This is a genomic window from Mesorhizobium sp. WSM4817 (genome assembly GCF_055811135.1).
The window spans coordinates 137646-163424 of record NZ_JBVVQQ010000016.1 but is presented as its reverse complement, the minus strand read 5'-3'; the positions used below and the strand labels follow the sequence as shown (position 1 = coordinate 163424).

23 protein-coding genes and 1 pseudogene are annotated in these 25779 nt (G+C 62.9%); 12 read left to right on the top strand and 12 right to left on the bottom strand.

All coding sequences use genetic code 11. The features are described from left to right. Positions 1-73: 73 nt before the first annotated feature. On the bottom strand, positions 74-1402 hold the full coding sequence (gltA, locus tag AC0L2K_RS21945; protein ID WP_031255684.1) for a citrate synthase: 1329 nt from the start codon (positions 1400-1402) through the stop codon (positions 74-76). A gap of 180 nt (positions 1403-1582) precedes the next feature. After that, entirely contained in the window at positions 1583-3007 is a 1425-nt protein-coding gene (gltX, locus tag AC0L2K_RS21940) for a glutamate--tRNA ligase (RefSeq protein ID WP_128168159.1), read from the bottom strand. A gap of 101 nt (positions 3008-3108) precedes the next feature. On the opposite strand from gltX, the gene AC0L2K_RS21935 reads away from it, so the two are divergent. Further along, on the top strand, positions 3109-5565 hold the full coding sequence (locus AC0L2K_RS21935) for a ComEC/Rec2 family competence protein (RefSeq protein ID WP_287173749.1): 2457 nt from the start codon (positions 3109-3111) through the stop codon (positions 5563-5565). On the opposite strand, the gene lexA is transcribed toward AC0L2K_RS21935, so the two are convergent. The 6 genes from lexA to AC0L2K_RS21905 form a co-directional block, all read right to left on the bottom strand. Further along, positions 5559-6296 carry a transcriptional repressor LexA gene (gene lexA / locus AC0L2K_RS21930; protein WP_128172416.1) on the bottom strand — a complete coding sequence of 246 codons (738 nt, stop codon included), beginning with the start codon at positions 6294-6296 and terminating at the stop codon, positions 5559-5561. The two genes, AC0L2K_RS21935 and lexA, sit on opposite strands and share 7 nt — an antisense overlap. 104 nt (positions 6297-6400) lie before the next feature. After that, positions 6401-7606: a molybdopterin molybdotransferase MoeA gene (locus AC0L2K_RS21925; RefSeq protein ID WP_287173747.1), complete on the bottom strand. Its 1206-nt coding sequence runs from the start codon at positions 7604-7606 to the stop codon at positions 6401-6403. Next, positions 7606-8103 carry a cyclic pyranopterin monophosphate synthase MoaC gene (gene moaC, locus AC0L2K_RS21920; protein ID WP_128172418.1) on the bottom strand — a complete coding sequence of 166 codons (498 nt, stop codon included), beginning with the start codon at positions 8101-8103 and terminating at the stop codon, positions 7606-7608. The genes AC0L2K_RS21925 and moaC overlap by 1 nt, the downstream gene beginning before the upstream one ends. 66 nt (positions 8104-8169) lie before the next feature. Next, complete coding sequence (trpC, locus tag AC0L2K_RS21915; protein WP_128172419.1) at positions 8170-9021, bottom strand: indole-3-glycerol phosphate synthase TrpC; 852 nt, start codon at positions 9019-9021, stop codon at positions 8170-8172. 4 nt (positions 9022-9025) lie between these two features. Then, the gene (gene trpD, locus AC0L2K_RS21910) at positions 9026-10036 is read right to left on the bottom strand and encodes an anthranilate phosphoribosyltransferase (protein ID WP_023801239.1); all 1011 of its coding nucleotides are present in this window, start codon (positions 10034-10036) and stop codon (positions 9026-9028) included. Beyond that, on the bottom strand, positions 10033-11925 hold the full coding sequence (locus AC0L2K_RS21905) for a SurA N-terminal domain-containing protein (protein WP_287228156.1): 1893 nt from the start codon (positions 11923-11925) through the stop codon (positions 10033-10035). The genes trpD and AC0L2K_RS21905 overlap by 4 nt, the downstream gene beginning before the upstream one ends. 146 nt (positions 11926-12071) lie before the next feature. Between AC0L2K_RS21905 and tpiA the strand changes: the two genes are divergently transcribed. The 8 genes from tpiA (at position 12072) to AC0L2K_RS21865 (ending at position 18961) form a co-directional block, all read left to right on the top strand. Continuing rightward, positions 12072-12839, top strand: a complete 768-nt coding sequence (tpiA, locus tag AC0L2K_RS21900; RefSeq protein WP_091593810.1) for a triose-phosphate isomerase — start codon at positions 12072-12074, stop codon at positions 12837-12839. A 306-nt stretch (positions 12840-13145) separates the two neighbouring features. Further along, positions 13146-13604 carry a preprotein translocase subunit SecG gene (secG, locus tag AC0L2K_RS21895; protein WP_023801242.1) on the top strand — a complete coding sequence of 153 codons (459 nt, stop codon included), beginning with the start codon at positions 13146-13148 and terminating at the stop codon, positions 13602-13604. 211 nt (positions 13605-13815) lie between these two features. After that, positions 13816-14928 carry a L,D-transpeptidase gene (locus AC0L2K_RS21890; protein WP_128168166.1) on the top strand — a complete coding sequence of 371 codons (1113 nt, stop codon included), beginning with the start codon at positions 13816-13818 and terminating at the stop codon, positions 14926-14928. 137 nt (positions 14929-15065) lie between these two features. Further along, a complete protein-coding gene (locus tag AC0L2K_RS21885) occupies positions 15066-16703 on the top strand; it encodes a CTP synthase (protein ID WP_084833810.1) in 1638 nt (545 codons plus the stop codon). Positions 16704-16736: 33 nt separating this feature from the next. Further along, complete coding sequence (locus AC0L2K_RS21880; RefSeq protein ID WP_128168167.1) at positions 16737-17276, top strand: DUF1697 domain-containing protein; 540 nt, start codon at positions 16737-16739, stop codon at positions 17274-17276. A 403-nt stretch (positions 17277-17679) separates the two neighbouring features. Further along, positions 17680-17931 (top strand): type II toxin-antitoxin system Phd/YefM family antitoxin, encoded by a 252-nt coding sequence (locus AC0L2K_RS21875; protein ID WP_023798583.1) that lies wholly within the window; start codon positions 17680-17682, stop codon positions 17929-17931. Further along, complete coding sequence (locus AC0L2K_RS21870) at positions 17928-18362, top strand: type II toxin-antitoxin system VapC family toxin (RefSeq protein WP_128168168.1); 435 nt, start codon at positions 17928-17930, stop codon at positions 18360-18362. The genes AC0L2K_RS21875 and AC0L2K_RS21870 overlap by 4 nt, the downstream gene beginning before the upstream one ends. Before the next feature lie 296 nt (positions 18363-18658). Beyond that, positions 18659-18961 (top strand): DUF982 domain-containing protein, encoded by a 303-nt coding sequence (locus AC0L2K_RS21865; RefSeq protein ID WP_473532299.1) that lies wholly within the window; start codon positions 18659-18661, stop codon positions 18959-18961. A 94-nt stretch (positions 18962-19055) separates the two neighbouring features. Here AC0L2K_RS21865 and AC0L2K_RS21860 read toward each other — a convergent pair. Together AC0L2K_RS21860 and AC0L2K_RS21855 are read right to left on the bottom strand one after the other, a co-directional pair. Continuing rightward, a pseudogene (locus AC0L2K_RS21860) lies at positions 19056-19217 on the bottom strand (winged helix-turn-helix domain-containing protein); the annotation flags it as partial. Positions 19218-19300: 83 nt separating this feature from the next. Further along, positions 19301-19984 (bottom strand): TetR/AcrR family transcriptional regulator, encoded by a 684-nt coding sequence (locus tag AC0L2K_RS21855; protein ID WP_245277644.1) that lies wholly within the window; start codon positions 19982-19984, stop codon positions 19301-19303. Between the two features lie 131 nt (positions 19985-20115). Between AC0L2K_RS21855 and AC0L2K_RS21850 the strand changes: the two genes are divergently transcribed. Genes AC0L2K_RS21850 through AC0L2K_RS21840 form a run of 3 tightly spaced genes read left to right on the top strand, consistent with a single transcriptional unit; the run spans position 20116 to position 23057 of the window. Then, a complete protein-coding gene (locus tag AC0L2K_RS21850) occupies positions 20116-21141 on the top strand; it encodes an efflux RND transporter periplasmic adaptor subunit (protein WP_287173736.1) in 1026 nt (341 codons plus the stop codon). Positions 21142-21147: 6 nt separating this feature from the next. After that, complete coding sequence (locus AC0L2K_RS21845; RefSeq protein ID WP_287228155.1) at positions 21148-22389, top strand: ABC transporter permease; 1242 nt, start codon at positions 21148-21150, stop codon at positions 22387-22389. Then, positions 22386-23057 (top strand): ABC transporter ATP-binding protein, encoded by a 672-nt coding sequence (locus AC0L2K_RS21840; protein WP_023798577.1) that lies wholly within the window; start codon positions 22386-22388, stop codon positions 23055-23057. Before AC0L2K_RS21845 ends, AC0L2K_RS21840 begins: the two co-directional genes overlap by 4 nt. 69 nt (positions 23058-23126) lie before the next feature. Here AC0L2K_RS21840 and otsB read toward each other — a convergent pair whose 3' ends face one another. Next, complete coding sequence (gene otsB, locus AC0L2K_RS21835) at positions 23127-23888, bottom strand: trehalose-phosphatase (RefSeq protein ID WP_023798576.1); 762 nt, start codon at positions 23886-23888, stop codon at positions 23127-23129. Continuing rightward, the gene (locus AC0L2K_RS21830; RefSeq protein WP_287228153.1) at positions 23885-25645 is read right to left on the bottom strand and encodes an alpha,alpha-trehalose-phosphate synthase (UDP-forming); all 1761 of its coding nucleotides are present in this window, start codon (positions 25643-25645) and stop codon (positions 23885-23887) included. Before AC0L2K_RS21830 ends, otsB begins: the two co-directional genes overlap by 4 nt. Between the last annotated feature and the right edge of the window lie 134 nt (positions 25646-25779).

The following is a 25779-nucleotide window of genomic DNA, read 5'->3' as shown; positions in this document are numbered from 1 at the left end:
TATTCACTATTCACTATTCACTATTCACTATTCACTATTCACTATTCACTATTCACTATTCACTATTCACTATTCACCGTTTAGCAATCGGCACGTAGTCGCGTTCCGGCGCACCTGTATAGAGCTGGCGCGGGCGGCCTATCTTCTGGTGCGGATCCTCGATCATCTCCTTCCACTGCGCGATCCAGCCGACGGTGCGGGCGACCGCGAACAGCACGGTGAACATGGTGGTGGGGAAGCCCAGCGCCTTCAGCGTGATGCCGGAATAGAAATCGACGTTCGGATAAAGCTTCTTCTCGATGAAATAGGAATCGGTCAGAGCAATCCTCTCCAGTTCCATGGCGATGTCGAGCAGCGGATCGTCCTTGATGCCGAGTTCGCCCAAAACCTCATGTGCGGTCTTCTGCATGATCTTGGCGCGTGGATCGTAGTTTTTGTAGACGCGATGGCCAAAGCCCATCAATCGGAACGGATCGTTCTTATCCTTGGCGCGGGCGATAAATTCCGGGATGTGGTCGACTTGGCCGATCTCACCCAGCATGTTCAAGGCTGCCTCGTTGGCGCCGCCATGGGCCGGTCCCCACAGGCAGGCGATGCCGGCGGCGATGCAGGCGAACGGATTGGCGCCGGACGAGCCGGCGAGGCGAACGGTCGAGGTCGAGGCGTTCTGCTCGTGATCGGCGTGCAGGATGAAAATGCGCTCCATCGCACGCGCCAGCACCGGGTTGATCTTGTATTCCTCGCACGGCACGGCAAAGCACATATGCAGGAAGTTGGCCGCGAAATTCAGCTCGTTCTTGGGGTAAATGAAGGGCTGGCCGATGTGGTATTTGTAAGCCATCGCCGCGATCGTCGGCATCTTGGCGATCAGCCGCATCGATGCGACCATGCGCTGGTAGGGGTCCGAGATGTCGGTGGAATCGTGATAGAAAGCTGACAGCGCACCGACCACGCCGCACATCACCGCCATCGGGTGGGCGTCGCGGCGAAAGCCGGTGAAGAAGCGCGACATCTGCTCGTGCACCATGGTGTGGCGCGTGACCCGGTAGTCGAAATCGTCCTTCTGCGCCTTGGTCGGCAGTTCGCCGTAGAGCAGGAGATAACAGACTTCGAGGAAGTCGCCGTGCTCGGCCAACTGGTCGATCGGATAACCGCGATGCAAAAGGATGCCGGCATCGCCATCGATGAAGGTGATTTCCGACTCGCAACTTGCCGTCGAGGTGAAGCCGGGATCGTAGGTGAAGGCCCCGGTGGTGCTGTAAAGCGCGCCGATATCGATGACGTCAGGTCCGACCGAGCCGCTTCGCACCTTGAGTTCGTGAGTTTTGCCGCCGAATTCAAGTTTCGCGGTCGACGCGTGGGTTTTGCCGCCAAATTCCATTTTTGTCGCAGCTTCGGACATTGCAAACTCCTTTTTGTTTTCTCATGTCGGCAAAGGCAAAATTTCTGCAACGCAAAACGTCGAAAGTATCGGAGTTCGCGCGTTTGCGCCCGCAATTGGATTGCGTGCCAAATTGGGCCAAGACCTAATGTTGCACTGCGAAACCCACCTTTCAATGCCAATCTTCTTGGGCCAGTTTTGCTAATCGATTTGATCCGCGACGCGCGCCAAGCTTTCCTCGCGGCCAAGCACGGCAAGCACGTCGAACACGCCGGGCGAGGTGCTTTTGCCGGTTAGCGCGGCGCGCAAGGGTTGGGCCACTGCGCCAAGCTTATGGCCGCCGGCGAGCGCATATTCGCGGATCGCCGCTTCCGCCGCTGCGGCCGTCCAATCCCCTGAAATCGCCTTCAGCGCCGCATGGGCGCCCCGCAGGATCTCGCGCGCCTCGCCGCCGAGCAGCGCCGCCGCCTTCTCGTCGATCGGCAGCGGCCGCTCGGCAAACAGGAAGGCGGCACCGTCGACCAGCTCGACCAGCGTCTTGGCGCGCTCCTTCAAGCCGGGCAGGGCGGCCAGCAACTGCGCCTTGCGTGTGTCGTCGAGGCGCGCTGCGATCGCCGGGCCGCCTTCGAGATAGGGCAAGGTGTTGATGAAGATATCGAGCAATTCGGGCTCGTTCATGCGCCGCATATGCACGCCGTTCAGCGCCTCGAGCTTGGCGAAGTCGAAGCGGGCGGCCCCCTTGTTGACATCGCCGATGTCGAACCACGCAATCATGTCGGTGATCGATATGACCTCGTCGTCGCCGTGGCTCCAGCCGAGCCGCGCCAGGTAGTTGAGCAGTGCCTCGGGCAGATAGCCCATGGCGCGATAGGCTTCAACGCCGAGGGCGCCGTGCCGCTTCGACAGCTTGGCGCCGTCGGCGCCATGGATCAGCGGGATATGCGCCATTGACGGCACCTCCCAGCCCAAGGCTCGATAGATCACCATTTGGCGGGCGGCATTGGTCAGATGGTCGTCGCCGCGGATGATGTGGGTGATGCCCATGTCGTGGTCGTCGACGACGACGGCATGCATATAGGTCGGGTTGCCGTCCGAGCGCAGGATGATGAAATCGTCGAGGTCCTTGTTGGGGAAGCGGACTCCGCCCTGCACGCGGTCATGTACCACCGTCTCGCCTTCGGCCGGCGCCTTGATGCGGATCGCGCCCCTGGCGCCAACCGGTGCCTCTGACGGGTCGCGGTCGCGCCAGCGGCCGTCATAGCGGGGAGGCAAGCCCTTGGCCCGCGCACTCTCGCGCATCGCCTCCAGCTCGGCCGGCGTCGCATAGCAGTAATAGGCTTTGCCGAGGCGCACCAGCTCCTCGGCAACCGCGCGGTGGCGCGGCGCGCGCTCGAACTGGGATACCGGTTCGCCGTCCCAGGTGAGGCCGAGCCAGGAGAGCCCATCGAGGATGGCAGCGGTTGCCGCATCGGTCGAACGCTCGCGATCGGTGTCCTCGATGCGCAGCAGCATCTTGCCGCCAGTGTGTTTCGCATACAGCCAATTGAACAGCGCCGTGCGCGCCCCGCCAATATGCAGGAATCCGGTGGGCGAAGGGGCAAAACGGGTGACGACCTTGTCGGACATGGAACTCCTGGGCAAGCGCAGAAAACGGATGTGGTGCGCGGACTTTCGCGCGTCGCGCGTTCATGTAGCATAGGAGGTCAAGGGCGCAAGGGGCGAACCCTATGGCTGGACCAGGCCGCGGCGTGGACGAGAGCGAGGGCGCGACCGCAAGCGTCAGCGAACGATCGCTGTTTGCCGACGTTCCTCGCACTGAGTCGCTACCCGTTTCGCTGCCTGCGTCGCCGCTGAGCATCCAACCTCTTTCGCCGGATCGCCCGGCGCCGATACCGGCTTCAGCACCCGGCCCTGTCATTCGTTTTCGCCGACAGCTCAGCCATCTTTCACCATCCGGTGTCCGCAACAGCGTGGCCGCGGCAGCCGGCCTGGAACTCGACCGGGGCGTCGCCTTCCTGCTGGTGCCGGTTTTCCTAGCATGCGGGGTGATCGTCTATTTTTCGCTTGCCGTCGAACCGGACTTTGCCCAGCCCATCGCCGTCGTGGTCCTTACGGCATTGTGTGCGGCCGTCACGCGCTCACGCCGCAAAACGCACCTGTGCTTCATGGCAGCGTTGCTGTGCGCGCTTGGTGTGCTCGCCGCCAAGGTTGAAACCTGGCGCGCCGGAACGAAGATGCTCGGTTCGGAAATCCAGACCCGGCTGACCGGCCGTGTCGTCAGGCTCGACCAGATGGCGAACGGCCGGATCAGGCTGACCATCGATGTGATGTCGACCGCCCGGCCGACACTGCGTTATGCACCCGAACGTGTCAGGGTGTCGGCACGCAAGATTCCCGCTGAGATGACCGCAGGCTCGGTGGCAACCGGCTATGTGAGGCTTCTGCCTCCGACTGGCCCGGTCAGACCGGACAGCTTTGACTTTTCCTTTGACAGCTATTTCGCCGGTATCGGTGCCAGTGGCTTTTTCCTCGGCAGTCCAAAGATCGTCGTCTCCGAAGATGCACCGTTAACCGCACGCCTTTCTTCGTCGATCGAGAAGGCGCGCGAATCCATCGCCGACCATATCAGGGACAGCATCGGTGGTGCCGAGGGGGAGATTGCCGCTGCGCTGATCGTCGGCGTGCGTGCCGGCATCCCCGAAGAGATAAACGAATCGATGCGGCGCACCGGCATCTACCACATCATCTCCATTTCCGGCCTGCATATGGCGCTTGTCGCCGGCACCGTCATGGGATTGCTGCGCGGCGCCTTTGCGCTGTTTCCCGACTTTTCGTCGCGCCGGCCGGTCAAAAAATATGCGGCTGCTGCCGCACTCGTCTCCATCGCTGCCTATCTGATCTTTTCCGGTATCGTGGTCGCGGCTGAACGCAGCTTCATCATGCTGGCAGTAATGCTTGTCGCCGTGCTGTTCGACCGGGCGGCACTCACCATGCGCAACCTGGCGATTTCGGCCATCGCCGTTATCGTCGTGTCGCCGCACGAGGTGGTCGGCGCAAGCTTCCAGATGTCGTTCGCCGCGACTGCGGCTCTCGTGGGCGCCTATGCCGGTTGGTCCGACTATCGTGCCGACAAGGCCAAGGCGCCGCGACAGCGACGGTCACCGGTCGCTTTCGTCACGCGCAAGCTCGTCGCCGGGGCAGGCACCATCGCAATGACCTCCATCATTGCCGGCAGCGCCACCGCGCTCTTCGCCATCTGGCACTTCCAGCGCGTCTCGCCGCTCAGCCTGTTCGCCAACCTGGCCGTCATGCCGATCGTCACGATCGTCATGTTCCTGGCGGTCCTCAGCGCCTTGGCAATGCCTTTCGGCCTCGACGGCCCTTTCCTCTACATGATGGGCAAGGGCCTGACGGCGATGATTGCAATTTCGGGATGGATCTCGGAGCGTTCGCCCGTCGATGCAGTCGGCCTGATTTCGTTGCAATCGGTTCTGCTGGTGACGGTCGCCTTAGTCATCGCCACGATGGCGACGACATGGCTGCGGCTTGCGGCACTTCCCTTTGCGCTCGCCGGCCTGCTGACGATTTCCGAGACGCGCACCCCCGACGTGCTGATCTCGGAGGATGCGCATCTGGTGGCGCTGCCGATCGGCGGCGGCGAACTTGCCGTCAACCGGATGCGTTCGAACGAATTCACCACCGACAACTGGAAACATGCGCTGGTTTCAACAACGATCGTCGAGCCGGAGACATTCGAAAAAGGAGATGTGCGGTTCGACATCGCCGATCCGGCCGACCTGCCGCCGGGAGCGCCTTTCACCTGCACTGCCGGCCTGTGCCTGGCCCGGCATCCGTCCGGCGCGCTCATCGCGCTCGCCGACAACCGCAAAACCGCGCGGCCGGCCTGTGCCTTTGCGGATTTGATCGTCATCGACGATGCCACAGCCTATTACAAACCCTGCCGCAACCCGCTGGTTCTCGTCGTCACCAAACGGCAGCTCGCTCGCATGGGCAGTGCCGCCGTCTTCTTCGATCCGCTATCGGCGACAACGCGCGCAGAAATCCGTTTTGCCGTCAGACAGCCATACAGGCCTTGGCATGAGCAGCGGCGATTTTCGCGCGAGGCGAGGGGCCTGCCGCCATACCGCAGGGCCGAGAAACCCAAGAAGCCTGCCGTTCAGTAACGCCGGATCAGTCCGACGAGCTTGCCCTGCACCTTGACCCGGTCCGGCCCGAAGATGCGCGTCTCGTAGGCCGGATTGGCGGCTTCCAGTGCGATCGAGGCACCTTTGCGGCGGAATCGCTTCAGCGTCGCCTCCTCCTCGTCGACCAGAGCGACAATGATCTCGCCAGGCTGGGCGGTTTCGGCGTTGCGGATGATGACCGTGTCGCCGTCGAAGATGCCGGCCTCGATCATCGAATCACCCTTGACCTCCAGCGCGTAGTGCGTGCCGCCGGTGATCATGTCCGGTGGCACCGAGATCGAATGCGTCTGGTGCTGGATGGCGTCGATCGGCACACCGGCAGCGATGCGGCCCATCACCGGTATGGAGACGGTGGCAACGACGTCGTCGTCATTGCCGGCAGCACGCATGCGCGAAGGCGCTGGCTTGATCTGGCGTCCGAGGCCGCCCTGGCCAAGGGAGCCTTGAATGACGCTCGGCGAGAATTTGCGCGCCGCATTGAGGCCCGGCGCGATCGAATCGGGCAGGCGCAGCACCTCCAGCGCGCGGGCGCGGTTGGGCAGGCGGCGAATGAAACCGCGTTCCTCCAGCGCCGTGATCAGCCGGTGGATCCCCGATTTGGAGGCGAGGTCGAGCGCTTCCTTCATCTCGTCGAACGAGGGCGGAATGCCGCTTTCCTTCAGCCGTTCGTGGATGAACATCAGCAGTTCATGTTGTTTGCGTGTCAGCATCGCGACCCCCAACAGAATCAGAAAAACAAACCCAGAACAAACACTATCTGTTCCAGTTGTGTTCCGCAACCATTTAAAGTTTAATGAATGTGTTGACGTTTTGTTCAGCGTAGCATCAGCACGCTGCAGGCGGCGCCCGCTGCGGCTGCGGGAGCGAATGGCTCGCGCACGACCAGTCCGTTGGCGTCGGCCAGCATTCTGAGCATCGAGGAATCCTGGATACTGAACGGCGTTGCCTCAAGCGTGCCAGCTTCTTCCTTCACCACCGCGCGTACATAGTCCTGCCTGAGATCGTTAGCCGGCATGGCGGCGCCGAGCCGCGCCTGACGCATGTCCTGGCGGAAGGCGCGGCCGCCGAGCCGCGCCAGCAGCGGCTTCAGAAAGAGCTGCGTGCAGACCAGGCTGGCCACCGGATTGCCAGGCAGGCCGATGCAGCGGATGGCGCCCAGCCGCCCGAACATCAGTGGCTTGCCGGGCCGCATGGCGATTTTCCAGAAATCGAGCGCCATGCCTTCGCCGGTCAGCACGTCATGGACGAGGTCATGGTCGCCGACCGAGGCGCCGCCCAGCGTGACGATGACGTCCGCGCCTGCGGCGACGGCTTTTGTCACCAGCGCGGCGATCGCGTCCTTGCGGTCGGCGGCGATGCCGAGATCGAGGGCGCTGGCGCCGACCGAGCGGGCCGCGGCGGCGACGCCATAGGCATTGGAGGAGATGATCTGGCCGGGGCCAAGGTCGCTGCCCGGCGGCAGCAATTCGTCGCCGGTGGCGATGATGGCGACCAGCGGCCGTTTCACCACGCGGACCTGCTGGTGGTTGGCCGACGCCGCCAGCGACAATGCCGCCGGATCAAACAGGCGGCCTTTCTCCAGCAGCATGTCGCCCTGCGAGAAATCGAGCCCGAGGCGGCGGATGTTGCGGCCTTCAACCGTCGGCGCGGTCACTTCGACCATGCCGCCGCCGAGGTCGCGGACATTCTCCTGGATGACGATGGTGTCGGCGCCTCCGGGAAGCGGCGCGCCGGTGAAGATGCGCACGGCCTGCGCCGGGCCGACTGTCCCGGCAAAGCCGCGTCCGGCCGGCGCCATGCCGATCACCGAAAGTCTCGCGGGCACGGAGGCGACATCGTCGGCCCGCACGGCATAGCCGTCCATGGCCGACGCGTTGAATGGCGGCTGGGTGCGGAGCGCGATGAGCGGCTCCGCCAGCACGCGGTCGGCGGCATCCATCAGGGCGACGCTTTCAGCCTGCAAGGGCGCAGCATCCGCAAGCAGGTGCTCGAGCGCCTCGGCGACCGCAAGCAGCGCCATTATTGGCCTGCCCCCTGGGCATCCGCCTTGTAGTCGCCGGATTTGCCGCCGGTCTTTTCCACCAGCCTGATGCCGGAGATGGCCATGCCGCGATCGACCGCCTTGGCCATATCATAGATGGTCAGGCAGGCGACCGAGACGGCGGTCAGCGCTTCCATCTCGACGCCGGTCTTGCCGGTGACGCGGGCCAGCGCCGTGACCTTCAGGCCGGGCAGCTTCGCGTCAGGTTCGATGTCTACCGATATCTTGGTCAACAGCAGCGGATGGCAGAGCGGGATCAGCTCATGCGTCCTCTTGGCCGCCATGATGCCGGCGATGCGCGCCGTACCCAGCACGTCGCCCTTCCTGGCATCGCCGTCGAGAATCATTTTCAGCGTTTCGGGCCGCATCGAGACAAGACCTTCGGCGATTGCCGTGCGGGTCGTCTCCGCCTTGTCGCCGACATCGACCATATTGGCTTCGCCTTCTGCGCCAAGATGGGTGAGGGCGGCCGACATCGTCAGGTCACCCTGGAGCGACGTGCGTCCGTTTGGACGCACAAACTACACTCTGACGCTTTGTATCTATGCATCATGCTCTCCGAACATCGATTCCGATTTTCGGGCAGATGCATTGGCGGGCGCCTTGCCCGTCAAAAGCAGGTGCGTCGCAGTGGCCACGTCCAGTTGCCGCATCAGGCTCTCGCCGACGAGGAAAGTGCCAATGTCGCTCCGTTCCAGCCTGCGGCAGTCCTGGTGCGAGAAAATACCGCTCTCGCTGACCAGCAGCCGGTCGGCCGGCACCATCGCCGCGAGCCGCTCCGATGTCTCGATGCTGGTTTCGAATGTCCGGAGATTGCGGTTGTTGATGCCGATCAGCCGCGACGACAGTTTCAGCGCGCGTTCCGTCTCGGCCTCGTCATGCACCTCGACCAGCGCGTCCATGCCGAGCTCGAAAGCCGTCGTTTCGAGTTCCCTGGCCACGGCGTCATCGACGCTCGCCATGATGATCAGGATGGCGTCCGCGCCCCACGCACGGGCCTCGAACACCTGATAGGGCTCGAACAGAAAATCCTTGCGCAAAGCCGGCAATGTCACGGCGCTGCGCGCATCGGTGAGGAATTCAGGCGCCCCTTGGAAAGACGGCGCATCGGTCAGCACCGACAGGCAGGCAGCCCCACCTTTGGCATAGGCCTGGGCCAGCGCCGGCGGATCGAAATCGGCGCGGATCAGGCCCTTGGACGGGCTCGCCTTCTTGATCTCGGCGATCAGCGCGAAACTGCCGGATTTGCGTTTGGCTTCAAGGGCCGAGAGAAAGCCGCGCGGTGCATCGGTAGCCCTCGCCCGTGCCTTGATTTCGGCAAACGGCACCCGTGCCTTCGCCGCCGCGATCTCGTCGCGCTTGTAGGCTTCGATCTTGCGCAGGATATCAGACACGGCGCTATCCGTTTGAAATCTCGACCAGCCGGTCAAGCACCTTTAGCGCCCGGCCGCTGTCGATGGCTTGCGCCGCCGTCGCCATGCCATCGGCAAGCGTCGTCGCCTTTCCCGCCACCACCAGTCCGGCGCCGGCGTTCATCAGCACCGTATCGCGAAAGGCGCCGGCAGCGCCGCCCAGCATGTCGCGCAGCGCCTGGGCGTTGTAGGCGGCATCGCCGCCGCGCAACTCGTCCTTGGTATGCCGCTTCAGCCCGACCGCTTCCGGGGTCAGCGTAAAGCTGCGGATCTCGCCGCCGACCAGTTCGGCGACTTGGGTTTCGCCGGTGGTGGTGATCTCGTCATAGCCGTCGCCATGGGCGACCCAGGCGTGGTCGGCGCCCAGTGCCTTCAACGTCTCGGCCACCGGCATGATCCATTCCGGCAAGAAGACGCCAACCATCTGCCTGACGACACCAGCCGGATTGGAGAGCGGGCCAAGCAGGTTGAAGATTGTGCGGGTGCCGAGCTCGGCGCGGATCGGGCCGACATGCTTCATCGCCGGATGATGCGCCGGTGCGAACATGAAGCCGACGCCTGCGTCGTGGATGCAGCGGCCGATCGTTTCCGGCGGGATGTCGAGCTTGACGCCAAGCGCGGTCAGCACGTCGGCGGCGCCGGTCTGCGAGGACAGTCCGCGATTGCCGTGCTTGGCCACCGGCACGCCGCAGGCGGCGATGACGAACGCGGATGCGGTCGAGATGTTGACGCTGTGCGAATTGTCGCCGCCGGTGCCGACGATGTCGATGGCGCCAGCCGGCGCGTCGACGCGCAGCATCTTGGCGCGCATGGTGGCGACGGCGCCGGAAATCTCGCTCACAGTCTCGCCGCGCACGCGCAGCGCCATCAGGAAGCCGCCGATCTGGCCGGGCGTAGCGTCGCCCGACATGATGATGTCGAAGGCATCGCGCGCTTCCTCGAAGGAAAGGGAGCTGCCAGCGGCGACCTTGGCGATATGGGTCTTGAGCGCGCTCATCTGGTCAGGGCTTGGGCAACGGCGGTTTGGTCGATGCGAACGTCATATTGCGTCTGCAGCTGCGCCACCAACTGGTCGAGAAGGTCGTCGGACATGCCGGCGGTGAACGATTTCTGCTCGTCGTCCGGCACCGAGCTGGCGTCGGCTCCGGCAGGCTCGAACACTTCGGCAATCCTGAACAGGATCTGTCCGTCGCCGGTGGGCGAGGGGATCAATCCGGTCCCGCCTTCGCCTTCGCCGAACATAGCAGCCGCCCCTTCCTTGCCGAAATCGGCGTCGTCCGCCCCGCGCTTGACGCCGCGCTTGGTCTGCTTCTCAAGCTTGAGCTCGCTCGCGATCACGTCGAGCGTAGTGCCGGCCTCGAGACGCTTTTCGAGCTCCTGCGCTTTTGCGGTGAGCCGCTTGGTCGTTTCCGCCGCCGTCCAGTCGGCCACCACCTTCTGGCGGACTTCATCCAGCGTGCGGTCGCGGGCCGGCGTGACCGAATCCACCTCGTAGAACACGAAGCCGTTGTTGGCAGTGGTGAGGTCGGGATTCTCGGTACCGGGTTCGGCATCGAACACCGCCTTGATCAGCTCCGGCGATTCCGGCAGATCCTTGACGATGGCGCCGTCCGGCCTCAGGCCGGTGCGATCGATCGCGTCGACGGTGACGACCTTCAGCTTCAGTTTTTCGGCCGCTTGCTCGAGCGTGCTGCCCGAAGCGCGGCTGTCTTCGTAACTGTCATGCACGTCGAGCAGAATGCGGCTTGCCTCGCCCAGCGCCAGGTCCTTGCGGATGTCGGCGGCCACTTCGGCCAGCGGCTTCACCACTTCGGGCTTGATCTCGGTGACGCGCAGCAGCACCGGACCGAAGGCGCCCTGAACGACCGGGCTGACTTCGTTGACGTTGAGCGCAAACGCCGCATCCGCCACCGCCTTGTCGGCGATCTTGTCCTTGGACAGCGTGCCGAGCAGCGTGTCGGCCTGCGTCTTGCCCTCGGCGGCGACGAGTTTGTCGAATGTCGCGCCGGTCTTGAGTGAATCGAGCGCGGCCTTCGCGGCATCGGGCGTTTTGAACACGAGCTGTTCGATGGTGCGCGTTTCCGCCGTGGTGTAGCGCCCCTTGTTCTTGTTGTAGTCGTCGTTGACCTGCTGGTCGGTCACGGCACTCACATCCATGATGTCTTCCGGCTCGAGCCTGACATAGGAGAATTTGCGGTATTCGGGCGCCGCATAGGTCTTCTTGTTTTCCTCGAAATACGCCGAAAGCGTAGTGTCGGATGGCGCTTCGATCGGCTCGACCAGCGATTTCGGCAAGGTCAAATAGTCGATGGTGCGGTCTTCGCCACGATAAAGCGCGACCGCCTTCAAGAACGTATTCGGGGCCTTGAGGCCGTCCGAAACCGCCTCGACGATCTGCTGGCGCACAGCCACCTGGGCGCGATTCCTGAGATAGTCTTCCGGCCGCATGCCGACCTGTTGCAGTATGTATTCGAAAGTCCTTCTGTCGAAGTTGCCGCCGGGACCCTTGAAGGCCGGGTCTTCATGCGTGAGTTGGGCCAGCCGGTCCTTGGACAGCCCAAGCCCGAGCTTGCGGGCCTGCTCATCGAGGACCGCGCCCGACACGAGTTGCGCCAGCACCTGGTTGTCGAGGCCGAGCGCCGTCGCCTGCTCGCGGCTGATGCGCTGGCCGAATTGCTGCGACATCACGCTGATCTGCCGGTCATAGGCCAGCCGATACTCGTTGATCGACACTTCGGTGCCGCCGGCCGTGACAACGGCGTCGTGGCCTGCAAAACCACCGACCATCTGTCCGGAAATGCCCCAGACGGCGAAGCTCAACACCAACAATATCAGCAGCGCTTTCGCGATCCAGGTCCCAGCCGCGCTTCTCAAGATACCAAGCATGGTCACTTCCGATTTTTTCGCGCATTTTCGCATGCGCCGAGTCTGAAACAAGCGCAATAGCGTCCTTCCGGCCCACTGTCGATTGCTTTGTGGGCTGAGTTTGGTAGTGAGGACGCAGCCGAATATTGCCCGGAGAAGCAAATCCCATGACGCCTGGAATCCGCCCGCTGGTCGCCGGCAACTGGAAAATGAACGGCACCAGCGCCTCACTCAACGAACTCAGGATGATCGGCAACGGCTTCATGAGCGGGCTCGATGCCGAGACCGAAGCGCTGGTCTGCGTTCCGGCGACGCTGCTTGCGCATGCCGCGGAGATCTTGTCGCGCACGCCGGTCCGGGCCGGGGGCGAGGATTGCCACAGCAAGGAGAGCGGCGCCCATACCGGCTGTATTTCGGCCGAGATGCTGAAAGATGCGGGCGCCAGTCACGTCATCGTCGGCCATTCCGAACGCCGCGCCGATCAAAACGAGGACGACGCCATTGTCCAGGCAAAGGCGTCCGCCGCGTGGCGCGCCGGGCTGGTTGCCATCATCTGCATCGGCGAGACGAGAGCCGAGCGCGAGGCGGGCGCCACGCTCGACGTGCTGTCGCGCCAGGTCGCCGGCTCGGTGCCGCCGAATGCAACGGCATCGAATACCGTCATCGCCTACGAGCCGGTATGGGCGATCGGCACGGGGCTGACGCCGACTGCCGCCGACGTTGCTGAGGCGCATGCGCATATTCGCGAAAAACTGTCGGAAAAGCTTGGCAGCGCAGCGGCAAAGATGCGCATCCTCTATGGCGGCTCGGTCAAGCCGTCGAACGCGGTCGAACTGCTGGGCGTAAAAAATGTCGACGGCGCGCTGGTCGGCGGCGCCAGCCTGAAGGCGGCGGACTTTCTCGGCATTGCCGAAGCCTATCGAAACATCTCCTAAAGCGCGTCGCGTTTGGCCGGCCTAATGCGACGCGCTTTAGGTTGTTGTTTTTACGCATGTCGTTATCGCAAAACCGCTGCACACCCTCGGGTCAGGCCCAAGGGCATGCTTTTGCGCGACATGCTTTAGCATCGAAAGGCTGTCGGGCACTTTGGATACTGTGCCGCAGCGGAAAATGTTGCAACGGCGGCATTGCTTCCCATATTCCGGCCACGGGCTTGGAATTGCCGTCAAAGCATTGTATTGAGCCCGCCTCCAAATCACCGGTCGTATCTACGGCCGCGCAAGGCTTTGCCAGGATAACTAATGGAAACCGTACTGATCGTCGTCCACCTCATGGTTGTGCTCGCTCTTGTCGGCGTGGTGCTGCTGCAGCGCTCCGAAGGCGGCGGCCTCGGCATCGGCGGCGGATCGGGCTTCATGACCGCGCGCGGCGCCGCCAACGCGCTGACGCGGGCGACGGCGATCTTGGCGGCGGCGTTCTTCGCCACCTCGCTGACCTTGTCGATCGTCGCCCGTTACGGCGAGAAGCCGATCGATATTCTCGATCGCGTGCCTGTGACGAACGGCGGGGGCGGCGTGCTCAACCAGTTGCCTGGCACCACGACGCCGACACCGCCGTCCGGCAATACGGCGCCAACGCCGCCTTCCGGCAATGATGCCGCAGCCCCGGCTCCCGCTGCACCGCCAGCGGCGGGAGCGACCACGCCGCCGGCCACAAACGGCGCCACCCAGCCAGTAACGCCGCAGGTTCCAAACCAGTAATCAGCAGACGTCCGGCGCCGCGATCTGTTGTTGTTTGAACACAGTCGCGGCAAATGCCGCACGATCGCGAGGATTCGACCGGGCGCGGCACGCCAGGGCGCTTGAGGCGTCTCCGATTAATCGATTATAGATTGCGCGCGGCACATTCGGGGTCCTTGGGGGACGCCGGGCAACGCCGTGGCAACAAGCATTGAACGATCGGATCTTCGCCATGCAGCTTCGCAGCTTCATTTTAGCCGGCCTTTGGGCCGTGCTCAGCCTTGGTGCGCCCGCTTACGCGGCCATGCCGGCGGGCAATTCGGCCCCTGCAATCACAACTGACGTCGCCAACGTCGCCGCCAAAAGCGATTCGGCGCAACTAAAACTCCTCAAGAAGAAAAAAGACCCGACCGCGGCAGATCTTGCCCAGATCAGGAAGATCGAAGCCAAGATCGCGGCTGGCAAGCAGGCTGCTCGAGTAAAGGCCATCGAGGCAAGGAAGCTGGCGATGCGCGAGGCGGCCAAAGCCAAGTCGGACGCGGAACGGCGGGCGTTTCTTGCCAAAAAGGGCCTCGTCAAGAAGGATAAGTCCGCTGGCCAAGCCAGGCTGGCCAATGCTAGGCCGGTCAAGATCATCGACCCTATGCAACCCATCGCAGCAATCCAGTCGGCCGAGGCCATTCCCGCCGAGGCCATGAACGTCGCGCTGACCGGCAACAACGGCGAATTGCGCAGCGAGCCGGTCGGACAGAAGCCGCAGCGCGTCGGGCTGTTCGCCGGCCTGTTCGGCGGCACGTCCTCGTCGATGTCGTTGCTGCCCGAGACCCGCGCCCTCGATGCCGCGCTCGCCAGCAAGGAAGCCAGGAAGCAGTTCAAGGTGAGGCCGGAGTTCGTGCCGCAAGAGGTCGAGTTCACCGGCTATAGCCCCGGCACCATCGTCATCGATACCAGTGCGCGCCGCCTCTATCTCGTCGAATCCTCCTGGACCGCCCGCCGTTATGCGATTGCGGTCGGTCGTGACGGCCTGCAGTTCAAGGGCACGGTCGCCGTCGGCGACAAGCAGGAATGGCCCCGCTGGATCCCGACGCTCGACATGCAGAAGCGTGAGCCGAAGAATTACGGCCGGTACAAGGATGGCATGCCCGGCGGCGGCGATAACCCGCTCGGCGCGCGCGCCATCTATCTCTACGACGGCAGGAAGGACACCCATCTGCGTATTCACGGCACCATTGCGCCGCAGTCGATCGGGACGAGCTCCTCCAACGGCTGTTTCCGCATGATCAACGAGCACGTCATGGACCTTTATCGCAGAGTGAAAGTGGGCACCAAGGTCGTCATCATCTGACGCCTTGACGGGTCAAACAAAAGGGCCGGCCTCGCCGGCCCTTTTGTTTTGGTTCGAGCATCACCAGGGCGCCTTCTTGGGAAAAAGCCTTCGCGGCGGTTTTTTCTCTGGCGGAATCAATTCGGCCGCGTTAAGCGATGACTCCCATGGCGCGATATGTATTCATCACAGGCGGCGTGGTTTCCTCACTCGGAAAAGGCATCGCTGCAGCGGCCCTTGGGGCTCTCTTGCAGGCGCGAGGCTATCGCGCGCGCATCAAGAAGCTTGATCCCTATCTCAATGTCGATCCCGGCACGATGTCGCCATACCAGCATGGCGAAGTCTTCGTGACGGATGACGGCGCCGAGACCGATCTCGATCTTGGCCATTATGAGCGCTTCACCGGCCGCTCGGCCAACCAGCAGGACAACATCACCACGGGTCGCATCTACAAGAACATCATCGAGCGGGAGCGACGCGGCGATTATCTTGGCGCCACCGTGCAGGTCATTCCGCATGTCACCGACGAGATCAAGAATTTCATTCTCAACGGCAATGACGACTATGACTTCGTCCTGTGCGAGATCGGCGGCACCGTCGGCGACATCGAGGCGATGCCGTTTCTGGAGGCGATCCGCCAACTTGGCAACGACCTGCCGCGCAACAACGCCGTCTACGTGCACCTGACGCTGATGCCCTATATTCCAACGGCGGGCGAATTGAAGACCAAGCCGACCCAGCATTCGGTCAAGGAATTGCGCGGCATCGGCATCGCGCCCGACATCCTGCTGGTCCGCGCCGACCGCCCCATCCCCAGGGAAGAGCGCCGCAAACTGTCGCTGTTCTGCAATGTGCGCGAGAGCGCCGTCATCCAGGCGCTCGACGTGCCGCACATCTACGACGTGCCGATGGCCTATCACAATGAAGGACTGGATTCGGAAGTGCTCGCCGCTTTCGGCATCGATCCGGCGCCGAAGCCGCGGATGGAGCCCTGGCAAGCGGTGTCCAAACGCATCCACAACCCGGAAGGCGAGGTGACCATCGCCGTCGTCGGCAAATATACCGGCCTCAAGGACGCCTACAAATCGCTGATCGAGGCGCTGTCGCATGGCGGTCTCGCCAACCGCGTCAAGGTCAAGCTCGACTGGATCGAGAGCGAGATATTCGAGAAGGAAGACCCGGCGCCGTGGCTGGAAAAGGTCCACGGCATTCTGGTCCCCGGCGGTTTTGGCGAGCGCGGCGCTGAAGGCAAGATCCTTGCGGCGAAGTTCGCCCGCGAGCGAAAAGTGCCGTATTTCGGCATCTGCTTCGGCATGCAGATGGCCTGCATCGAGGCAGCGCGTTCGCTGGCCGGCGTCAATCATGCCTCGTCGACCGAATTCGGTCCTACCGAGGAACCGGTCGTCGGCCTGATGACGGAATGGCTGAAAGGCAACATGCTGGAGAAGCGCAGGGAAACCGGCGACCTCGGCGGCACCATGCGGCTCGGTGCCTATCAGGCGGACCTCGCCAGGGGCTCGAAGATCGCCGAGATCTATGGCGACACGCAGATTTCCGAGCGCCACCGCCACCGCTACGAGGTCAATGTCGACTACAAGGAGCGGCTCGAGGATTGCGGCCTGGTTTTTGCCGGCATGTCGCCGGACGGCGTGCTGCCGGAAACGGTCGAATATCCCGACCATCCCTGGTTCATCGGCGTGCAATATCATCCCGAGTTGAAAAGCCGGCCGCTAGACCCGCACCCGCTGTTTGCCAGCTTCATCGAGGCGGCGGTGGAGCAGAGTCGCTTGGTCTAAATCGACAGGCTATCGTGAGATATCCGGGCTAGCATGCAAACCTACGTCGCTTTGCTTTACAGCATCGTCCTGGGCGAGGGGCGGCGTGTCGTCATGTCCGATCTCAGGGCCATGACAGAAGGCCTGGGCCTGAACAACCCGCGCACGCTGGTGGCGACCGGCAATCTGGTTTTCGAAACGAAAGAAACAGAGATTGCCGCGCTGGAGCGCCGATTGGAGACGGCGTTCCAAAAGACCTTCGGCCGCCATGTCGACATCATCGTACGCCGCGCAGATGACTGGTTGAAGCTTGCGGCCGGCAATCCGTTTCCCGCCGAATCGGCTGCCGCCGCGGATCGGGTAGCGGTGCGCGTGATGCGCAAGCCCGTTCCCGCTGAGGCCGTCGCGGCGCTGGAGGCCTATATCGGCAAGGATGAGCGGATGCAGGCCGTCGGCGGTGACATCTGGATCTTCTTTTCGCGCGAGACGCCAAGCTCGCGTCTTTTGCCGGCGATAAGCCATAAATGGCTCGGCATCGGCACCTCGCGCAACTGGAACACCGTGCGCAAGCTAGCCGAGATGGTCGGCGGATAGGGCTTCCCCTTCTCCCAGGGAGAGTATAGCGACGGGGAGAAAGACGCCTTGGCCAAAGATTTCGCCAATCTGCAGCGCTGCAGAAAGGGGCGCCGATGTTGCGGCCAGCCCCCTTCTCCCCGTCACTATACGGGGAGAAGGTGCCGGCAGGCGGATGAGGGGCGGCGCTGACATCGACACCCCAGGACAACTCCACCTCCGGGAAATCGCCTCAGGTGGCGCTGCCCCTCATTGCCCTGCCGGGCATTTCTCCCCGTATAGAGACGGGGAGAAAGACGCCTTCGCAAAAGATTTCGCCAATGATCGCGTTTCGGAATGGCCTGTTCTCCGGGAAGTGTCCACTTGTAATAGACGATGGATTTGCTAAATGTAGTTGCGTGCAACCACAAGGGAGGCAACAGCAGTGAAACACATCAACATTCGCGAAGCCAAGGCCACTTTGACGGCTCTCGTCGATGCCGCCGAGGCCGGCGAACCGATCACGATCACGAGGCACGGCAAGCCAGTGGCCGCTATCGTTCCGATCGAAGAAGCGAGGAAGATTTACCCCGAGAAGCCCAGCCTTGCGGAATACCTGCTGTCGTTCCCCGGTTGGCCCGAGGGCTTCGAACCGGAGCGCGACCGCACCCAGCAAAGCCGCGAGGTTAACCTTTGACCGCATACCTTTTCGACACCTCGGTGCTGTCTGCGACCGCGCCGGGAAAGCCTCCGCTGCCCCCGAATGCGGCAGCTTGGCTATTGCAGCAGACGGGCAACTTGTTTGTGCCTGCCTTTGCCCTCCACGAACTTCGGAGAGGCATCGCCAAGCTCGACCGCTCGGGAGCAACAGCGAAGGCTCTGACGCTAATGGCGTGGCTGCAGGGCATCACGACGGACTACAGCGCGGAAATCTTGCCGATCGATGCGGCGGTGGCGTTGGAGGCAGGCCTCATGGAAGACGCCGCCACAGCCGCAGGGAGTCATCCAGGGCTGGCTGACATTCTCATCGCCGCGACCGCTAAAGCGAACTCCTTGACGCTCCTGACTGGGAACCTGAGACACTTCCAGCCCTTAGGAGTTCCTTGCCTCGATCCACTGACGCTTTGACTGAGAAGAGATCCTGCTGCGGCTAGCCAAATCCGGCTGCGTAATCCGCATACCTCAAATGCGGGATGAGCGCGTCCAGGCTCCGTCTCGGGATAATTGAAGTCCCAGTGCGGCGGCGGGCAACGGTTCGTCACATGTTTGTCACGTTTGGTGATTCGATTTCGGTCGAGTGATGTGAAAGACTTCGTTTTTGGCCCGAGTTTTTTCATCATCGGGTTCTGTTTGCCGGAAACACATGGTCAGCAGCAAGTTCAAAAGGTTCGATCAGGCACATAACGATCGACCGGGAGGAAACAATGGATCGCCTGCAATTCTTTACGCCTGTGCGTATTTCGCGCGGGCAGGAAAGTCCTGCCGAAGAGATTTATAGCGTAGCCGAAGCGATGGAGTTCTTGCGTAGATGGCCAGTCGGCCGGCGTGGGCCAGTCTACCAATGCGCGGTGAATTGCTGCTCCGCGGCTCTGGCGGGCGGGATGTCGGCAGAGGAAGCAAGGAAGGCTTTTACCGGCTTCGCCCGCATCACGCGCTTGCTCGACGACGACATGGCTCTGCCGATAGGCGGCGGCAATGTTGATAGCGTGCATGCGCTGAGGCGATGAACGTTCCTGTTTGACCCCTGCCAGTAACTTGACCCTGCCAAGAACTCGGCAAAGTCACGGCACCTCGAAAGGTCACTGCACCTCGACCCCGGGTAGCGAAGACGTAGCCGGCGCCCCGCTCGGTGACAATGAGTTTCGGCTCGCTCGGGTTGACCTCGAGCTTGCGGCGCAGTCGCAATATCTGCACATCGATACTGCGGTCAAACACCTCTTCGTCGTGACTCCTGCTGGCGGCGAGAAGCTGCTCGCGGCTCATCTTTCACTGACCCCCTGATTTGGACTGCACCGGTATACGAGGCGCGGTGAATTTGCTGCTCCGCGGCTTGCGGACTCTGCGGCTCACGGGCCTGATTCGAGGAAAGCCCGGGCAAACCCGGGTTGCGCTGCTTCTATCGTTCCATCGGGCAGCTTCAAAAGCCGGTCGATCGCGATGCCGTAGAGCCGCAGCCGATCGTCGAGCAGCCGCGCCGCTTCGTCGATATTGCCCTGCTCGGCTTTCAGCAGGGCGCGGTGCATTACATCCCGAAAGATCAGCCGCAGCTGCAAGAACATCTCGGCGAAGGCTTCCGGGTCGGGCACGTCGAAGATGCCTTCGTCGCTGCCTTTCCTGAGCAGATCGGTGATTATCGGCATGGCCAATTCCCTGGCCGCCTGGTCGACCCGATGGAAGAGGGCAAGGTTCTCGGGCCGGAACAGGACGAAAAATGTCTTGCGCATTTGCGGGGCAAGCTCGACGTTCAGCCGCCGCGAGCCGGCAAACAGGGCATTGAGCCGGCCAAGCCCATCGAGTGAGGGATCGTTGAGCAAGGGCTGCAACTCGGTGAAGCTGTCGCGGGCGAGACGTGTGGCGAGCGCCTCCAGCAGGGCCTCTTTCGATGCGAAATAGTGGTAGAACGCGCCCTTCGACAGGCCGGCCTCGCGGATGATGTCGTTCACCGTCGTGTTGTCGTAGCCGCGCTCGAAGAAAAGCCGCTGGGCGCAGTCGAGGAGCTCGGCGGATCGTATCTCCGGCGGCTTTATCACTCGGGGCAAATCGAACCTCACAAAGTGCAGGTGGAGCAAGAGGAGCACGAACCGGAGCTTTATGCAACTTTTATAGACCGACGGTCGGTCTAGTGTTATTATCTGTCACCGCAGGACATTCGGATTCGATCATGAAGGAGAGTCTCTTGCGACGGATACGCTGGACGGCCAGCATCGTTGTTGTCGCGGCCGCGGCTGCTTTCGGCGCCTGGTATCTGTGGCAACCGGCCAAGGTTTCGCTGGTGACGCCACAACGCGGCGACGCGGCGGAAGTCGTTTACGCGAGTGGCTCCGTCGAGCCGCGAACCTGGGCCAAGGTAACTCCGGTGGTTCGCGAAAGGATCGTCGAGCAATGCAATTGCGAGGGATCGAGGGTTGCACAAGGCGACGTGCTCGCCAGGCTCGACGACAGCGAGGCCCGGGCCGTGCTTGGCGAACTCGAGGCGCGTCAAGCGCTTGCCCAGGAAGAGCTCCGGCGGCTCACGGTGCTTGCCGAAAGGCGTGCGGCGAGCCAGCAGGCTCTCGATCGTGCGCAGAGCGAGCTCGGCCAGATCGAAGCGCTGGTCGCCGGACAGAAGGCGCGACTTGACACCTACGTGTTACGCGCGCCGAGCGCCGGCGTCGTGCTCAGGCAGGACGGCGAGGTGGGTGAGGTCGCCGAACTCGGCACGGTGTTATTCTGGGTCGGCGAGCCGAAGCCGCTCCTGGTGGTCGCCGAGGTCAACGAGGAGGACATACCCCGGGTCGAGGTCGGCCAGCGCGCGTTGCTTAAATCCGACGCGTTCCGCCAGCAGAACCTGGAAGCGGTGGTCGACAGCATCACACCCAAGGGCGATCCGGTGACGAAGACCTATCGCGTCCGTTTCCGCCTGCCGGACGATACGCCGCTTCGTATCGGCATGTCGACCGACGTGAACATCGTCATCCGCGTTTCGAAAAACGCGCTGTTGATCCCATCCGTTGCTGTGGACGGGAATAAGGTGTTCGTCGTCGAAGGCGACAAGGCCTGGCAACGTGAAATCCGAACCGGCATTCGCGCCACCAATGGCATCGAGGTTCTCTCGAGTGTCGAGGAGAGGGCTCGCGTCATCTCGCCCTATCCCGCCGACCTCGCCAACGGCGCGCGCGTGAGCATCACCGGCGCCCAGGAGCGATGAAGCAGGATGCCGCTCATCTTCGACATCGCCCTCACGCACATTGCCGGCCGCGGTCGCCAGACGCTGGTTGCCGTGATCGGCGTTGCGGTCGGTGTCGGATTCTCCATTGCCATGGCGGCGCTGATGCAGGGTGGGCAGGACGATTTCGTCAGGCAACTCGTCGACACGATGCCGCATGTCGACATCACCGACGAGCAGCGCACAGCCCGCCGTCAACCGGCCGAGGATGCTTTTGCGACTGTCGCGATTTCCGGGCTCAGGCCGCGCGACGATCGCCGCGGCATCATCAACCCGACCGCCGCGACCTCCTGGCTGGAGAGCTGGATTCCCGGTCGGTTCGCGGCAAGCCTCAAAACGCAGGGTGTGATCCGCTTTTCCAGCCGCGAAGTCGGCGCGGCGATCATTGGCATCGAACCGGAGCGCGAGTCCGGCGTGTCGCCGATTGTCGGAAATTTCGTCGAAGGCAGCTTTTCGGCGCTTGCCGCGGGCGGCAACAACGTGCTCATCGGCGACACGATGGCGAGCCGGCTCGGCGCCGGGTTCGGCGACACGATAACGGCGGTTTCTTCCGAGGGACTGTCGCGCAACTTCAAGATCGCCGGCCTGTTCCACACCGGCACCACCGCGCGCGACGAAGGCGAGGCCTATGTGCTTCTGAAAAACGCGCAGATCCTCTCGGCGCGTCCGAACGCCATCAACGAGATCCGCATCAAGCTCGACGATCCTGACCGCGCTCCGGCGGTGGCGCAGCGTGCCGAGGCCGAACTGGGCTACAAGGCGGTGGCGTGGCAGGAGGCCAATGAATCGATCCTCGAAGCGCTCGTCGTACGCAACGTCATCATGTACACCGTTGTCGGCGCGATCATGCTGGTCGCTGGCTTCGGCATCTACAACATCATCTCCACCATCACGCACGAAAAGGCGCGCGACATCGCCATCATGAAGTCGCTTGGCTTCCCGGAGTCCGACATGCGCCGGCTCTTTCTGCTGGAAGGCGTCGCGATCGGCGCTGCCGGCTCCGTGCTCGGCGGGCTGCTCGGCGTCTCCATGACCTATGCGCTGTCGCTGGTGCGTTTCGAGATCGCCGCGACCGGCCAGGAGATGACCCGGCTGCCGATCGCCTGGAGCTTGATGCACTACGTCATCGCGTCGGCCTTCGCGCTGGGCTCGGCGGCAGTGGCCGGCTACCTGCCGGCGCGTCGTGCGGCGCGCCTGAACCCCGTCGAGATCATCAGAGGCGCGTCATGAGCGCACTCATCGAGACCGAGAAACTGACCCGCGTGTTGCCCGAGACGGTTCCCGTCACGCTGGTCAAGGACATCACGCTGGCGATCAACAAAAGGGAATTCGTCGCCGTCACCGGTCCCTCCGGCTCCGGAAAATCGTCATTGCTCTACCTGCTCGGTCTGCTCGACCGGCCGACCGCCGGGACGTTGACAATAGGCGGCCGCGATGCCGAGCCGATGAATGAAAGGGAGCGCGCGCGGACCAGGCTTTCGATGCTGGGCTTCGTGTTCCAGTTTCATTTTCTGCTGCCGGAGTTCACGGCGCGCGAAAATGTCGAAATCCCAATGCGCAAGCTTGGCCGGCTGGCGCGGCCTCAGATGCGGGAACGGGCCGGGGAACTGCTTTCATCCCTGGGGCTCGGCGAACATCTCGACAAGCGGCCCGACCAGCTCTCTGGCGGCCAGCGTCAGCGCGTCGCGGTGGCGCGCTCGCTCGCCAACGACCCGCCGCTTATCCTCGCCGATGAGCCGACGGGGAGCCTCGACAGCAAGAGCTCGGAGCAAGTCTTCGCAATTCTTGAGAATCTGGTGCGCGAGCGCGGCAAGACCGTCGTGGCAGTTACGCATGATCTCGACATGGCGGCGCGCATGGATCGCCGCATTCACATCGTGGACGGGAAGATCGGCTGAACCGGAACCAATCGGCGTTGATGGGATTAGCCATGGCGCGAGCCTGTCTGATGATCACCGGGATCGCGATCAGGACACCCACGCCGCGCCGAAATTGGCCTCGAGCCAGGCTATTGCCTGGGTCACGTCGTCCAGAACATAGCTTGCAGCCGTCGGTCCGCGCGCCTTCACGCGGATAGAGATGCCGTTGCCCTCGTTTATTGCCTCGAAACCGTTTTCGTCCGAAGTGTCATCTCCGAGGAATACGGGTCGCCGGCCGGCAAAGGGCTGGATTTCCATGAAACGCCGGATGGCAGCTCCTTTGACGGCTTCCAGCGGCATGAGTTCCACGCCAGCGTTTCCGGCAATCACGCGGTACCCCCGCGGAAGCTGCGTCAATGCTTGTTCGACAAGCTGCGTTGCCCGGGCAAGCAGTTGCGGCGCAGCGCGGGTATGGATGGCCAAGACTGGCCCCTTGCGCTCGACATAGACCTTGCGTCCACCCAGTTCGGCCTCAATCTCGTCGGCAAGAGCCGCGATATCCGCCGGAGCGTCGGCAAGGTCGACTTGACCGTCCGCCGTTAACCGATGCTCGAGGCCGTATAGCCCGGCAACGCGCAGTTTCAGGGGATGAAACAATCTGTCCGCGGCAGAGACCGAACGCCCGGTGATGAAGGCGAGGGCGCCGCCCAGCCTTCGCTCTATATTTCCGAGAAGCTGACGCAGTTCATCACCGACGAACACAGCGTCGGGATGAGCGGCATGTTCCAGCAAGGTGCCGTCGATATCGAGAAAAAGCGCCCATTGCCCTTCCGGCAGGTCGGGGGCCAGCGGCAGTCGTAGGTCCGTCACGACGCCGCCTTTCGTGCCCGCTCGAAGATGGAAACGACGTTGTTGCTGTTGGATGGCCGCTCGCCGTTGCCGGTCACCCCGCGTTTGCGAAGGCGCGCAGCGTCCAAGAGCATGCTGCCGGCCCAGCGATACACATTATTGTCGCGGATCATCTCGCGCATGGGCCGCATGCGCTCGCGCTGCTCGTCCGGCGTCATGGTCAGCGCCTGCAGCAGCGCCTCGCCCATCATGGTCGCATCATAGGGGTTGACGATCAGTGCCTCCAGCAGTTCGCGCGAAGCGCCGGCAAAGGTGCTGAGCAGCAGCACGCCCTGTTCGTCGTCGCGCGCCGCGACGAATTCCTTGGCCACCAGGTTCATGCCGTCATGCAGGCTGGTGACCATGCATATGTCGGCGGCGCGATAGATCTCGTAGACCTGCTCCTGCGAATGATGTTCGGCGAGCATCAGGACGGGACTGTAGTTGTCGCTGCCGTAGCGCTGGTTGAGCTCTTCGGCAGAGCGATGGCATTCGTCATGAAGTTGCTGGTAGGCCGGCAATGTGCCCCGGCTCGGCGCCGCGACCTGCAGGAAAACCACTTTGCCTACCCATTCGGGATATCGCGTGAACAATTCGTCCAAGGCGTGAAAGCGATCGGGAATGCCTTTGGTGTAGTCGAGGCGCTCGACGCCGACGCACAGTTTGACGTTCGCAGGCAGCCCGAATCTTTGGCGCACACGGGCACGGCATTCCTCGACGGCCGGCAATCTTGCCAGCAGTTCGGCCGGCCATTCTATGGAGATGGGGTAAGCGTGGACCAGAGTCGTTTGCCCGCCATAGGAGATCGCCGCGTCCGCCCGTTCTATCCGGCTTTCCAGGATGCGATCGACGCTCTCGGTGAAATTATTGGCATGAAACTGCGTATGGAAGCCGATGATGGAGCTGCCGAGCAAACCTTCCAGGATCCGTTCACGCCATGGACAGATGCTGTACACTTCCGAGTTCGGCCATGGGATATGCCAGAAAGTAATGATGATCGCCTCGGGCAGGCGCTCACGGATCATGCGCGGCAAGAGCGCGAAATGGTAGTCCTGGACCAGCACGATCGGCCGCTCGTTGCGCGCTTCGGCAACCACCGTGTCGGCGAACTTCCGGTTGGCGGCTTCATAGGCCTGCCAGTCCGACCCCCGAAAAATCGGGCGGGTGAAGGCGATATGACAAAGCGGCCACAGGCCTTCATTGGCGAAGCCTAGATAATAGGCCTGGTATTCTTCCTCGCTCAGCCAGACCCTGCGCAGCGTGTAGGACGGATTGCCGGGCGGCACTTCAACCCGGTCGTTCTCATCGACGGTAAGACGGTCCGCTGTTCCGCCGCCATACGCAATCCAGGTGCCGGCACAGGCGCGGGTGATCGGCTCAAGTGCCGAAACCAGCCCGCTGGCCGGCACCAGGAGCTCGATGCCATCATTCCTGGTGTTGTGGATGTAGGGCTCGCGGTTGGATACGACGATCACCTGCGTCTCCGGCAGATCGTCGGCCAGGATCTTGCGCAAGGTGTCGGGCGACCATGTGATCAGCGCTGCATCGGCCGAGTGGCCATTCTTTTCAAACTCCCGCAGCACCGTGCGAGCCGCTTCCGAAGCCAGGTCATCGCCTGGGGAGGATGCGGCCGCAGGTATGTGGCGCCGGCGGGATATCGAGAACACCAGGGCAACAGCGGAAAGGCCAAGGCTTGCAATGATTAGAACCCAGAGTACCTCTGTGCCAAAGTCTGACATGGGAACACGATCTTCTCCGGCCGGTCGGTGGCCCTTTTGATTGTTTTTCGAAACTCGCAGCCGCCAATCAGCTGCCGTGCGTCGGAACGCTCGGACGGGCCATCGGTTCCGCTAATTGCAGCCCGGCAGCTGGT

Coding starts and splice junctions, on each gene's coding strand:
- tpiA (WP_091593810.1), top strand. CDS start 12,072: ATGACGCCTGGAATCCGCCCGCTGGTCGCCGGCAACTGGAAAATGAAC.
- AC0L2K_RS21880 (WP_128168167.1), top strand. CDS start 16,737: ATGCAAACCTACGTCGCTTTGCTTTACAGCATCGTCCTGGGCGAGGGG.
- AC0L2K_RS21890 (WP_128168166.1), top strand. CDS start 13,816: ATGCAGCTTCGCAGCTTCATTTTAGCCGGCCTTTGGGCCGTGCTCAGC.
- AC0L2K_RS21905 (WP_287228156.1), bottom strand. CDS start 11,925: ATGCTTGGTATCTTGAGAAGCGCGGCTGGGACCTGGATCGCGAAAGCG.
- trpD (WP_023801239.1), bottom strand. CDS start 10,036: ATGAGCGCGCTCAAGACCCATATCGCCAAGGTCGCCGCTGGCAGCTCC.
- AC0L2K_RS21865 (WP_473532299.1), top strand. CDS start 18,659: ATGGATCGCCTGCAATTCTTTACGCCTGTGCGTATTTCGCGCGGGCAG.
- secG (WP_023801242.1), top strand. CDS start 13,146: ATGGAAACCGTACTGATCGTCGTCCACCTCATGGTTGTGCTCGCTCTT.
- AC0L2K_RS21830 (WP_287228153.1), bottom strand. CDS start 25,645: ATGTCAGACTTTGGCACAGAGGTACTCTGGGTTCTAATCATTGCAAGC.
- moaC (WP_128172418.1), bottom strand. CDS start 8,103: ATGTCGGCCGCCCTCACCCATCTTGGCGCAGAAGGCGAAGCCAATATG.
- AC0L2K_RS21885 (WP_084833810.1), top strand. CDS start 15,066: ATGACTCCCATGGCGCGATATGTATTCATCACAGGCGGCGTGGTTTCC.
- gltA (WP_031255684.1), bottom strand. CDS start 1,402: ATGTCCGAAGCTGCGACAAAAATGGAATTTGGCGGCAAAACCCACGCG.
- AC0L2K_RS21925 (WP_287173747.1), bottom strand. CDS start 7,606: ATGGCGCTGCTTGCGGTCGCCGAGGCGCTCGAGCACCTGCTTGCGGAT.
- AC0L2K_RS21935 (WP_287173749.1), top strand. CDS start 3,109: ATGGCTGGACCAGGCCGCGGCGTGGACGAGAGCGAGGGCGCGACCGCA.
- AC0L2K_RS21845 (WP_287228155.1), top strand. CDS start 21,148: ATGCCGCTCATCTTCGACATCGCCCTCACGCACATTGCCGGCCGCGGT.
- lexA (WP_128172416.1), bottom strand. CDS start 6,296: ATGCTGACACGCAAACAACATGAACTGCTGATGTTCATCCACGAACGG.
- AC0L2K_RS21850 (WP_287173736.1), top strand. CDS start 20,116: ATGAAGGAGAGTCTCTTGCGACGGATACGCTGGACGGCCAGCATCGTT.
- gltX (WP_128168159.1), bottom strand. CDS start 3,007: ATGTCCGACAAGGTCGTCACCCGTTTTGCCCCTTCGCCCACCGGATTC.
- AC0L2K_RS21840 (WP_023798577.1), top strand. CDS start 22,386: ATGAGCGCACTCATCGAGACCGAGAAACTGACCCGCGTGTTGCCCGAG.